This window comes from Acuticoccus kandeliae, assembly GCF_003073115.1.
In genome coordinates, this window is the sequence record NZ_QBBV01000004.1 from 496,057 (window position 1) to 508,326 (window position 12,270).

General features: G+C 70.0%; 9 protein-coding genes and 1 pseudogene. 9 read left to right on the plus strand and 1 reads right to left on the minus strand.

The features are described 5' to 3' along the window. Positions 1–89 precede the first annotated feature (89 nt). The 9 genes and pseudogenes from DBV35_RS25470 to DBV35_RS25510 all read left to right on the plus strand — a co-directional run. A complete protein-coding gene (locus tag DBV35_RS25470; protein ID WP_245944088.1) occupies positions 90–3,935 on the plus strand; it encodes a hydantoinase B/oxoprolinase family protein in 3,846 nt (1,281 codons plus the stop codon). After that, positions 3,932–5,539, plus strand: coding sequence for an ABC transporter substrate-binding protein (locus DBV35_RS25475; protein ID WP_108663194.1), 1,608 nt, complete (start codon positions 3,932–3,934; stop codon positions 5,537–5,539). Before DBV35_RS25470 ends, DBV35_RS25475 begins: the two co-directional genes overlap by 4 nt. Positions 5,540–5,600: 61 nt before the next feature. After that, positions 5,601–6,617 carry an ABC transporter permease gene (locus DBV35_RS25480; protein ID WP_108663195.1) on the plus strand — a complete coding sequence of 339 codons (1,017 nt, stop codon included), beginning with the start codon at positions 5,601–5,603 and terminating at the stop codon, positions 6,615–6,617. After that, positions 6,614–7,561, plus strand: a complete 948-nt coding sequence (locus DBV35_RS25485) for an ABC transporter permease (protein WP_108663196.1) — start codon at positions 6,614–6,616, stop codon at positions 7,559–7,561. Before DBV35_RS25480 ends, DBV35_RS25485 begins: the two co-directional genes overlap by 4 nt. Then, positions 7,558–8,580 carry an ABC transporter ATP-binding protein gene (locus DBV35_RS25490; RefSeq protein WP_108663197.1) on the plus strand — a complete coding sequence of 341 codons (1,023 nt, stop codon included), beginning with the start codon at positions 7,558–7,560 and terminating at the stop codon, positions 8,578–8,580. Before DBV35_RS25485 ends, DBV35_RS25490 begins: the two co-directional genes overlap by 4 nt. Further along, on the plus strand, positions 8,577–9,344 hold the full coding sequence (locus tag DBV35_RS25495; RefSeq protein ID WP_108663198.1) for an ABC transporter ATP-binding protein: 768 nt from the start codon (positions 8,577–8,579) through the stop codon (positions 9,342–9,344). The genes DBV35_RS25490 and DBV35_RS25495 overlap by 4 nt, the downstream gene beginning before the upstream one ends. Before the next feature lie 129 nt (positions 9,345–9,473). Beyond that, positions 9,474–9,794 (plus strand): DMT family transporter, encoded by a 321-nt coding sequence (locus tag DBV35_RS25500; protein ID WP_108663199.1) that lies wholly within the window; start codon positions 9,474–9,476, stop codon positions 9,792–9,794. 107 nt (positions 9,795–9,901) lie between these two features. Next, a complete protein-coding gene (locus DBV35_RS25505) occupies positions 9,902–11,080 on the plus strand; it encodes an MFS transporter (RefSeq protein ID WP_108663200.1) in 1,179 nt (392 codons plus the stop codon). A gap of 100 nt (positions 11,081–11,180) precedes the next feature. After that, positions 11,181–11,963: pseudogene (locus tag DBV35_RS25510) on the plus strand (MFS transporter); the annotation flags it as partial. Here the strand turns inward: DBV35_RS25510 and DBV35_RS31495 are convergent. Beyond that, on the minus strand, positions 11,963–12,241 hold the full coding sequence (locus tag DBV35_RS31495; RefSeq protein ID WP_245944089.1) for a hypothetical protein: 279 nt from the start codon (positions 12,239–12,241) through the stop codon (positions 11,963–11,965). The pseudogene DBV35_RS25510 and the gene DBV35_RS31495 overlap by 1 nt on opposite strands. Between the last annotated feature and the right edge of the window lie 29 nt (positions 12,242–12,270).

Genomic DNA, 12,270 nt, shown 5'->3' on the forward strand with positions numbered 1-12,270 from the left:
AACTGGACAGGCAATGCACTGTCGCCCCAACGCCCGGCTCCCAAACGGACGCCCGTTCCCGCAGTTGTGGCACTCTTACGGATGGCTCTGTGACCAAACGCTACAGTATCGGATTCGATATCGGTGGGACGTTCACCGATTTTGTCATGCTCGATCGCGAGACATCCGATCTCTGGGTCTACAAACATCTGTCGACGCCGCACGATCCCGCTGAAGGCGCGCTGAAGGGACTTGAGGCAATCGTTGCCAATTCCGGCGCGGACTTTGCCGACGTCGATGAAGTGATCCACGGCACGACGATCGTCACCAACGCCGTCATCACCCGAAACGGCGCCAAGGCGGCGCTTCTCACCACGCGGGGCTTCCGCGACGTCATCGAGACCGCGAGCGAGCAGCGCTACGACATCCACGACCTCTTCCTGACCTTCCCCGCCCCGCTCGTCCCGCGCCACCTGCGCTTCGAGATCGACGAGCGCATCGCCGCGACGGGCGAGATTGTCACCCCGGCGGACGAGGCCGACATCCGCGCCGCGCTCCAGGCGGCGACCGACGCGGGCTGCACCGTCGTCGCCGTCTGCTTCCTCCACGCCTTCACCAACGACGCGCACGAGCGCGCGGTCGCCGCGATCGCCGCACGCGAATTCCCCGACCTCCTCATCTCCCTCTCCAGCGAGACCTCGCCGACGATCCGCGAATATGAGCGGGCGACGACCACGACGGCGAACGCCTACGTTCAACCGCTCGTCGGCCCGTACGTCACGCGCATCGAGACCGCGCTCGCCGCGCGCGGCTTCACCGGCCGCTTCCGCCTGATGCAGTCTTCCGGCGGCCTCGCGACGGCGCAGATGGCGACGCGCTTCCCCGTCCGCCTCCTGGAATCCGGCCCCGCCGGCGGCGCGATCGCCGCCGCGGCCTTCGGCAAGTCGGCCGGGCGCGACGACGTGATCGCCTTCGACATGGGCGGCACCACCGCGAAATTCGCGATGATCGTCGACGGCGCGCCCGAGGTCGCCCCCTTCATCGAGGCCGGGCGTGAGGACCGCTTCAAGCCCGGCAGCGGCCTGCCGATCCGCACCTCCGTCGTCGACATGATCGAGATCGGCGCGGGCGGCGGCTCGATCGCCCATCTCGATGCGCTCGGCCTCCTGAAGGTCGGCCCGCAAAGCGCCGGCGCCGATCCGGGCCCGGCCTGCTACGGCCGCGGCGGCACCGCGCCCACCGTCACGGACGCCTCCCTCCTCCTCGGCCATCTCGACGCCGACGCCTTCCTCGGCGGGCGCATGATCCTCGACCGCGCGAAGGCGGAGGCCGCCTTCCAGCCGCTCGCCGACGCGATGGGCATCAGCGTGCTGGAAGCGGCCTGGGGCGTCTTCTCCATCGTCTGCGAGACGATGGCGAGCGCGGCGCGCGTCCACATCGTCGGCAAGGGCTACGACCCGCGCCGGTTCGCCATGATCGCCTTCGGCGGGGCGGGACCGTCCCACGCGGTGGAGGTCGCCCGGCTGATCGGCGCGCCCACCGTCATCGTGCCCCCCGCCTCCGGTGTCGCCTCGGCGCTCGGCTTCCTCGCCGGCGCCATCTCCAACGAGGCGACGCGGTCCCATCCGACGACGCTCGACAAGGCGGACTTCGCCGCGATCGGCTCCCTCCTCGCCGACCTCGAGGCGGACGGGCGCCAGTTCCTCGACGAGGCCGGCATCGACGCCGACGCGGTCACCGTGACGCGCCATGTCGAGCTGCGCCTCGTCGGCCAGATCCACGACATCAAGGTCGCCCTTCCGGCCGGACGCCTCGGCCCGCAGAGCATTCCGGCGATCCGCGAGGCGTTCGTCGCGGAATACACCCGCCTCTATGGCCGCGAGCCGTCCGCCCTCGGCCTCGAGGCGAGCAACTGGTCGGTGATCTGCGCCGCCCCGTCGCGCTCGGCCGCCTTCGCCCGCATCGTGCGCGAGGCGCCCGAAGGCGTCACGAAGCCCGTGCGCCAGCTCTACTTCCCCGGCGCGGGCCTCGTCGAAGCGCCCGTCCACGACCGCTACGGCCTTCGCGAAGGGGACACCATCGCCGGCCCCGCGGTGGTGCTGGAGGACGAGTCCGCCACGATCCTTCCGCCGGGTTCACACGCGACGGCGGACGCCGCCGGCAATCTCGTCATCCAGCTCCCCGAGCGTGTCGCGAGCGTCGCCGGGCGCGAGACCTCGCTCGAGGACGACCCGATCGCGCTCGAGATCCTCTGGAGCCGCCTCGTCACCATCGCCGAGGAGTGCTGGACGACGGTCATCCGCACGGCCTTCTCGCTGATCATCGGCGAGTGCCAGGACTTCGCCTGCGAGATCCTCGACAAGGACGGCAACTCCCTCGCCCACTCCCCGCGGGCGATGCCGATCTTCAACATCACCCTCATGACGGCCGTGCAGGAGATGCTGAAGACGCATCCCCCGCAGTCGCTGAAAGAGGGCGACATCCTCATCACCAACGACCCGTGGGCGTGCGCGGGCCACCTCTTCGACATCGCGATCGCGATGCCCGTCTTCCGGGACGGCGAGGTCGTCGCCTTCGTCGGCGCGGTCGGGCATGTGAGCGACATCGGCGGCACCAAGGACCGGATGCGCGCCCGCGAGATGTACGAGGAAGGCCTCTACATCCCACCGCTGAAGTTCGCGAAGGCGGGCGTGCCGAACGACGATCTCGTCGCGATGATCGCCGGCAATGTGCGCAATCCCGACCAGGTGCTCGGCGATCTCGACGCGCTGGTCGCCTCGGCGACGCTCGGCTCGGCGCGGCTCCACGACTTCTTCGACGAGTACGGGCTCGACGTCTTCGAGCAGCTCGTCACCATCGTACAGGACCGGGCCGAGGCGGCGATGCGCGCCGCGATCGAGGCCATCCCCGACGGCACCTACGAGAACGCCATCAACGTCACGAGCGCGGGCCACAAGGTGACGCTCCCCGTGCAGGTCGACGTCAAGGGCGACACGCTCTCGGTCCGCTATGACGGCGCGCCGGCGCAGCTCCCCTTCGGCGGCCTCAACTGCACCATGCGCTACACCGAGGCGGAGACGCAGTTCGCGATCAAGTGCCTGCTGTCGCCCCATGTCCCGGCCTGCGCGGGTGCCTACCGGCCGCTCTCCATCACCGCCCCGGCGGGCAGCATGCTGAACTGCGACCGCCCCGTCGCGGTGGGCCTGCGCCACATCACCGGCGCCTACATCTGCGGCGATTTCTTCCAGGCGCTCGGCGGCGCGCTGCCCGAAAAGGTGCGCGCCTTCACGGGCCTGCCGACCAACATCTCCTTCTTCGGCAACGAGGGGACGCGCTTCTTCAACGAGCACGTCTTCATGGGGGGCGGCCAGGGCGCCTCGCAGATGCGCGACGGCAAGTCGGCGATGCTGTGGCCGACGAGCGCGGCAACGGGCTCGGTCGAAATCATGGAGACGCGCGCCCCGGTCCTCATGATCGAGAAGATGCTCGTCACCGATTCCGGCGGCGCTGGCCGCACGCGCGGCGGTCTCGGCCAGCGCGTGCGCTTCCGCCGGCTTCGCCCGGACGCCGCGAACGTCAACTCCAACTTCTATCCGAAGGGCGTCGGCCTCATCGCCGACGGCCTCTTCGGCGGCCGCAACGGCGTTCCCGCCCGCTGCACCCGCTACGACGTCGACACCGGCACCGAGACGAGCCTCGGCGAGGGCGCGATGGTGCCGCTCACCGCGCTCGACGTTCAGGTGGAGGTACAGGTCGGCGGCGGCGCGGGGTTCGGCCATCCCGCCGAGCGCCCGATCGAGGCCGTCCAGCTCGATCTCGACGGCGACTATATCAGCGCCGAGGCGGCCCGCGCGATTTATCGCGTCGTCATCGGCGCCGACGGACGCATCGACCCGGAGGCCAGCGCGGCGCTCCGCGAATCCAGCTTGGTTGAACAGGAGATGTCCAGCAAATGACGGTCCTCACTCGCCGGCGGGGCCTCGCCGCCGCCGCCGCTGCGATCGCGCTCGCCGCGATCGTGACGGGCCCGGTCGCCCCGGCGCACGCCTACGAAACGGTCAACGGCAAGAAGGTCATCGTCTGGGGCGCCCGCACCCCGGTCACGAACCTCGATCCGCACCAGCGCTACGACAACCCGCACCATCTGGTGCAGTCGATGATCTACGAGCCGCTGATCAAGTATGAGGGCGACCCGGCCGAGCTGGTGCCCTGGATCGCGACCTCGTGGGAGATGTCGGACGACGCCAAGACCTGGACCTTCAAGCTCGACCCGAACGCCAAGTTCCAGAACGGCGACCCGATCGACGCCGAAGCCGTGCGCTACTCGTTCGCCCGCGCGCTCCAGATCAACAAGGCCGTCTCGTGGATGCTCGCGGACGTCCTCTCCCCCGAGGGCGTGTCGGTCGTTGACCCCGAGACCGTGAAGTTCGAGCTCGACGTCCCCTATGCGAGCTTCGCCGGGTTCCTCCCCTGGTGGATGATCGTCAACCCGAAGGAGATCGAGCCGCACGCCGTCGACGGCGACATGGGCCAGGCCTGGATGGCGGAGAACACCGCCGGCTCCGGCCCCTTCAAGATCGCCCGCTGGGAGCAGAACCAGTACTATTATCTCCAATCGGACGAGACCTATTGGAACGGCTGGCCGCAGGGTGCGGACAAGGCGCCGGGCGGGGTCATCTACCGCATCATCCGCGAGCCGTCGGCCCAGCGCTCCGCGCTCCAGACGGGCGAGGTCGACTTCGCCGAGGGCCTCAGCCAGGCCGACTATGTGCAGCTTCGCGACGCGCCCGGCATCGTCATCGAGAACAATCCCGGCAACAGCGCCTTCGCGATCAAGTTCAACACGCAGAACGGCCCGGTCGCGGACCTGAACCTGCGCAAGGCGATCGCCTACGCCTTCCCCTACGAGTCCTTCATCGACCTTTATGATGGCGACGCCATCCTGATGACGAGCCCGTTCCCGCAGATCGTCAACGGCCACATCGACGTCGACGGCTTCCCGCGCCAGGACCTTGAGAAGGCGAAGGAATATCTCGCCAAGTCCGCCTATCCGGACGGCGGGATCACGCTGAACTACGTCCACCAGAACGTGAACGACGAGACGCGCCGCGTCGGCCTCCTCCTCCTCGACGCGCTGAAGCCGCTGAACATCGAGGTCAACATCGTCCCGACACTGTGGGCCAACATGGTGTCGAGCGCGCAGAGCCCGGAGACGGCGGCCCACATGACCGGCCTCTTCACCTCCACCTTCTCCACCGACCCGGACAACGTCGCCTACCAGTTCACCAAGAGCGCCTGGGGCCAGTGGTTCGGCATCAGCTTCTACGACAATCCCGAGGTCTCGAAGCTCATCGCCGACGCCCGCGCCATCGCGAGCTGGGACGAGCGCGCGCCGATGTACGCGAAGGTCCAGGAGATGATCACGGCCGACCAGCCGGAAGTGTTCGGCTACCTGCGCAACTCCAAGCTCGCCCACCGCGATGCGGTGAAGGGCTTCGCGTTCACGCCGATGAAGCCGGCCGCCTGGGCCGACTTCCACGCCCTCTGGATCGAGGACTAAGCGTCGTGGGACGGCGCCCCAAAGGCGCCGTCCCGTCCAAGCGCCCGACTGGGGAAACTCGATGATCCGCTTCCTCTTCAGCCGCGCCCTCGAGCTCGTCGGGCTGCTCTTCGGCCTCCTGGTGCTGACATTCCTCATCGCGAATGTCGCGCCCGGCGATCCGGCCGGCCTCGTCGCCGGCCCGAACGCCACGCCCGAGATGGTCGAGACGATCCGCAAGGAATACGGGCTCGACCGCCCCCTCTACGAGCAGCTCGTCGCCTATGTCGGGGACGTCCTCCAGGGCGATCTCGGCCGCTCCCTCTCCACGACGCGCGACGTCGTCGACGAGCTCGCCGAGGCGCTGCCGAAGAGCCTCGAGCTCGTGCTCGCCGCGCTCGTCATCGCCGTCTTCGGCGGCGTTACGCTCGGCGTCCTCTCCGCCGTCTTCCGCGACAGCTGGATCGACCACGGGATGCGCATCTTCGCCGTCTCCGGCGTCGCGCTGCCGCTCTTCTGGTTCGGCATCCTGCTGCAGCTCTATTTCGCCGTGCGCCTCGGATGGCTCCCGGTCTCAGGCCGCATCGGCTTCCTCGCCGACATGCCGCAGCCGGTCACCCACATCCTCCTCATCGACTGCATCATCGGCGGCAAATGGGAGACGGCGCGCGAGGCGCTCGGCTACCTCATCCTGCCGGCGATCGTGCTCGCCTTCCCGAGCCTTGCCGCGATCACCCGCATCACCCGCGCCGAGATGATCGAGGTGCTCGGCAGCGACTTCGTGCTCGGCGGGCGCGCGCACGGGCTCGCCCCCTGGCGCATCGTCTGCCGCCACGCGCTGCGCAACGCCATGCTGCCCATCCTGTCGCTGACCGCGCTGCGCTATGGCTGGATGCTCGAAGGCTCCATCCTCGTCGAGACCGTGTTCGACTGGCCGGGCCTCGGCACCATGGCCGTCAACGCGGCGCTCCTGTCCGACTTCAAGCCGGTGATCGGCGTGACCCTCGTCATCGGGGCCAACTTCATGATCGTGAACTTCCTCGTGGACGTCGCCTATGCCTGGCTCGATCCGCGCCTGCGCCAGAAGGGCGCGCGATGACGCTCGCCGAGTCCGAAGAGGCCCTCCCGGCCGACCACCCGCACCGGCCGAGTGTCGGGGACGAGGTGCCGGCGCCGCGCCCGCGCCGCCGCTTCGAGGGGCTGCGCTACGCGTTCTATCTCCTGCGCCGCAGCCCGTCCTCGATGCTGGGGGCGTTCATCGTCGGCCTCTTCGTGGTCGCCGCCCTCTTCGGCCGCTGGATCGTCCCCTATCCGGACGATCTCGGCGGCGCGGTCGACATGGCGAACCGCCTCCAGCCCCCCTCCGCCGCACACTGGTTCGGCACCGACGATGTCGGCAACGACATCTTCTCGCGCGTCGTCTACGGCTCCGGGATCTCGCTCCAGATCGGCCTCCTCGTCACCTCCATCGCGGCGATCATCGGCGCTCCGCTCGGCATCCTCGCGGGCTATGCGGGCGGTGCGACGCGGCGCGTCATCATGTGGGTGACGAACCTCTTCCTCTCGGTTCCGGGCCTCGTCCTCGCGATCGCGCTCGTGGCTGTCATCGGCCCCGGCATTTTCAACGCCATCGTGGCGCTCGCCCTCGTCTGGTGGCCGGGCTATGTGCGCCTTCTCGACGCCAAGACCCAGGCCCTCAAGGAGGAGACGTTCGTGGAGGCGGCCCGTTCGCTCGGCGCCGGTACGCCCCGCATCGTCTTCCGCTATCTCCTGCCGAACTGCGTGTCCCCGCTGATCGTCAAGGCGAGCATGGACATGGGCACCGCGATCCTCGCCGCCGCGAGCCTCGGCTTCCTCGGCCTCGGTGCGAAGCCGCCGACTCCCGAATGGGGCGCGATGCTCTCGGTCGCCCGCGCCTACCTGCCGCAATGGTGGTGGTACGCCTTCTTCCCCGGCATGGCGATCTACCTCTCGGTGCTCGGCTTCAACCTGCTCGGCGACGGTCTGCGCGACATCCTCGACCCGCGGAGCCAGTCCAAATGAGCGCAGGCTCCCCGATCGCGACGCCCGCGGACGGCGGCCCCCTCCTCGCCATCGAGGAGCTGTCGCTCGCCTTCGACGGCTATCACGGCACCTATCACGCGCTCGACCGCGTCTCACTCACCATCCGCGAGGGGGAGACGGTGGGTCTCGTCGGGGAGACGGGGTGCGGCAAGTCGGTGCTCGCGAAGTCGGTGCTGCGGCTCCTGCCGGAGAGCGCGCGCTACCCGACCGGCGCGATCCGCTGGCATGGCGGCGAGGACATCATGACGATGTCGAAGCGGCGCCTGCGGTCCCTGCGCGCGCTGGAGGTCGCGTTCGTCTTCCAGGACCCGATGACCTTCCTCGACCCGCTCTTCACGATCGGCGACCAGCTCACCGAGATCATGAAGACGCACGATTCCCTCTCGGGCGCGCGCCGCACCGGCCGCCAGCGGCGCGAGGCCGCGATCGCCCTCCTGGAACGCATGATGCTGCCCGACGGGGCGCGCGTGATGGCGAGCTACCCGCACGAGCTCTCCGGCGGGATGCGCCAGCGCGTGCTGATCGCGATGGCGCTGTCGGGCGGAGCGAAGCTCCTCATCGCCGACGAGCCGACCACCGCGCTCGACGTCACCGTGCAGCGGCGCATCCTGTCGCTGATCGCCGACCTCGTGCGCGATCTCGGCCTTTCCGTCCTCCTCATCTCGCACGATCTCGGGGTGGTCAAAACGGTCTGCCGCCGCATCGCGGTGATGTATGCCGGACGCATCGTGGAGGACGGCCCGGCCGAGACGGTGCTCGGCGCGCCGTCCCATCCCTACACGGCCGGCCTCCTCGCCGCCGCGCCCCGGCTCGATGCCGAGAAGCGGACCCTCGCCTCGATCCCCGGCCAGATCCCGGATCTCCTGCGTCCCCCGCCCGGCTGCCGCTTCGCCCCCCGCTGCGCCCGCGCGCTCGACAGATGCCGGCGCGACGTCCCGCCGCTCGCCGGGCCCGGCGCGCGCGCCGTCGCCTGCCACAACCCGGTCGTCCCCGCATGAGCGCGCTCTCCGAGGCGATCGGCCTCACCAAGATCTTCGCGACGCCCTCCGGCCCCTTCACCGCCGTCGACGACGTGACGCTGCGGATCGGGGCGGGCGAGCGCGTCGGTCTCGTCGGCGAGTCGGGGTCGGGCAAGTCGACCGTCGGCCGCCTGCTCCTGCGCCTCATCGAGCCGAGCGCGGGCGATGTCGTGTTCGACGGGACGAACCTCTCAAATCTCGACCGCCGGTCGCTGCGGGCCGCGCGCAAGAACTTCCAGATGGTGTTCCAGAACCCGCACACCTCGCTGCATCCGCGCATGACGATCGGCGACGCGCTCGCCGAACCGCTGCGCATCCAGGGGGGTTATGGGCGACGGGAGATGGCGCGGCTCGTCTCCGAGATGTTCGACGTGGTCGCCCTGCCGGCGGCCTTCCGACACCGCTACCCGCACGAATTGTCGGGCGGGCAGAAGCAGCGCGTCGCGATCGCCCGCGCCCTGATCCTCAACCCGAAGCTCATCGTGTTCGACGAGCCGACCTCCGCGCTCGACGTGTCGGTCCAGGCGCAGATCCTGGAATTCGTGCTCAGCCTGTGCGCCGAGAAGGGCATCGCCTACCTCTTCATCTCGCACAATCTCGCCGCAGTGAACCACATGTGCGAGACGATCTACGTCATGCGCCACGGCAAGGTGGTGGAGAAGGGGCCGGCGCAAAAGGTCCTCCTCCACAGCGAGAACGCCTATGTGCGCGAGCTGATCGAGGCCGCGCTCGCGACGAGCTGACCTCCATTGCGCGGATCGGGTTGCCCCGCGAAGGGGGCGTTGGTAGAGGTCCCCCAGTGAGGTAACGACCTCGCCCATGGTGGGAGTGAATGCCCGGGAACGGCCCGGCCCAATCAAAGGGGCCGGTTCATGCCGTGGGCCTATTTGCTTCTTGCAGGTTTTCTCGAAATCGGTTGGCCGCTCGGGCTGAAGATCGCCCAGAGCCCCGGCGCGCGCTGGAGCGGCGCGCTGATCGCCGTCGCGTTCATGGCGGCGAGCGGCGCCATGCTCTTCCTCGCCCAGCGCCACATCCCGATGGGGACCGCCTATGCGGTCTGGACCGGTGTCGGCGCCGCCGGCACCTTCCTCGTCGGCATCCTCGCCTTCGGCGACGCGGCCTCGGCCGGCCGGATCATGGGCGTCGCGATGATCATCGGCGGGGTGATCGTGCTGAAGCTCGCGAGCCACTGAATGAAGGCGCGCATCCTCAAGAGCCCAGCGACGCCGCGAAAGGGACGCTCGGTCGGACACATCATGTCGTGCGGATCGGAGATCATCTCGCCGGGGGCCGACAGGCCATGACTGGCGATCGCGATGCGGACGCGCCGCTTCCCGGCGGCGCGCCCACCAGCCCGTGGCGACTCGTGCGCTGGCTCGCCTCGTCGGCGACCATGGCCGTGCCCGTCGCGGCGGGTCCGGTCGCCTATTCGCTGGTCGCCCTCAGCGTCATCGGCGACGCGACGGGCGGGGCCGCCATCATCCTCGCGATGACGCTCGCGCAGGTCGCGGGGGCCGTGCCGGTGACGCGGCTCGGGCGCACGCTGCCCGCCGCGACCTACCTCCGCCTCCTCGTCGGCTTCCGCACGCTGGCGCTCATCGCCGTCGCGCTCGCCGCACACCTTCAGGCGCCGTTCGCGGTCCTCGTCGCCCTCGCGGCGGTGGCGGGGACGGTGACGGGCGCCGCCTACGGCTATCTGCGGCCCCTCCTCAACCATCTGACGCCGCCGGCCCGCCTGCCGCGCGCGCTCGGCATCGCCGCGACCCTCAACGAATTGGTCTTCGTCCTCGCGCCGGTCGCCGCCTCCGGCCTCGGCACCGTCTCGCCGGTGTTCGCCGTGCTCGCGCTGGCCCTCGTCGGCGGCCTGCCGGTCCTCCTCATCCCGAGCGTCGGGGAGACGCACGTGAAGACGCCGCCGCAGCCCGGATCCTCGGCGCTCAGCCCTGCCATCCTCCTCTGGCTCGTCTGCGCGGCGGCGAGCGGCGGGACGGTCGCATCCATCGAGATCGGCGCCGTCGCCCTCGCGCTGGAGTTCGGCTACGAGCCGGCGCTCGCCATCTTCTTCACCGTGCCGCTCTGCCTCGCCTCCGTCTCCGGCGGGGTGTGGATCAGCATGCGCAACCGCATGTCGAGCCGGCGGGCGGTCGTCGCGCAGTTCGCGATCATGTCGCTCGGCGTGACGCTCGCCGCGCTCGGCCTGTCGCTGACGACCACCATCGTGGGCGCCGTGCTCGTCGGCTCGGTGCTCGCACCGCTCGGCACCTACTACACGCTGATCCTCGACACCCTCGCCCCGCCCCACAAGCGCGCCGAGGTGTTCGCCCTCCTGCGCACGGCGAACGCGGTGGGGGTCATCTTCGCGAGCGCGGTCCTCACCGCCGCGTCCCTCTCGACGGCGCTCGCGACGGTCGCGGTCACGATGATCCTGGTGACTTCGGCGGTTGCCTTCGCCTCGTTCGGCCGCCGCGGCGGGTCCTGACGGAACGAGCGGCCTTGTTGCGGCCGCCAAGCAAGTGGAGGATCGGCATCCCGCCCGGCGCGCCCGCCCCCGCGCACCACACGCTCGAGGATGCCGAGAGATGCTGTCCGTTCTCGCCAACCCGGTCTATCGCCACCTCTATGCGGCGCAGGTCCTGTCCCTCCTCGGCACGGGGCTGACGACGGTCGCGCTCGGGCTCCTGGCCTTCGCGCTCGTGGGGCGCGATGCGGGGCAGGTGCTCGGCACGGCGCTCGCCATCAAGATGGTCGCCTACGTCTCGCTCGCGCCGATCGCCGGGGCGCTCGCGGGACAGGTGCCGCGCCGCGCCTTCCTCGTCGGCCTCGACCTCGTGCGCGCGGGGATGGTGCTCCTCCTCCCCTTCGTCACCGAGATCTGGCAGATCTAGGTCCTGGTCTTCGCCTTCCAGGCGGCCTCGGCGATGTTCACGCCGATCTTCCAGGCGACGATCCCGGACGTTCTCCCCGAAGAGGGGGACTATATCCGGGCCCTCTCGCTCTCGCGGCTCTCCTACGACCTCGAATCGCTCGTCTCGCCAATGCTCGCGGCGGCCCTCCTGACGGTCATCAGCTTCCACTGGCTCTTCGCGCTGAACGCGGTCGGCCTCCTCGCGTCGGCGGCGCTGGTGCTGAGCGTCGCCCTCCCCGCCTTTGCCCGCGCCACGCCGCGATCCTTCCGCGAGCGGCTGACGCGGGGGATGTGGATCTACCTCGCCACCCCGCGCCTCAAGGGGCTCCTCGCCATCTCCTTCGCGGTCGCCGCGGCGGGCGCGATGGTGATCGTCAACACGGTGGTGATCGTGAAGGGAACGCTCGGCGGCAGCGACCGCGAGGTGGCGCTCGCCTTCGCCGCCTACGGGCTCGGCTAATTGGCGGTCGCGCTCTCGCTCCCGCGGCTGATTTCGGGATCGGGCCGACCGCCATCGTCCTCGCGATCGCTGCCGCGGGCGGCGTCGTCGCGGCGCTCATCCTGTGGCGAAGCGCCGACCCGGACATCCTGGAGCACGCGCACGCGCCGCTCGCCCACGCCCACGGCACGGCCGACGCGCCCCATCATGACGGTTCGATCGAGGCGGCGGACGCGGCCGGATGGCACCGCCACGGGCCAGTCCGCCACGCCCATGCCTTCGTGATCGACGACCACCACCCCGTCTGGCCCCTCGACTGAGGCCG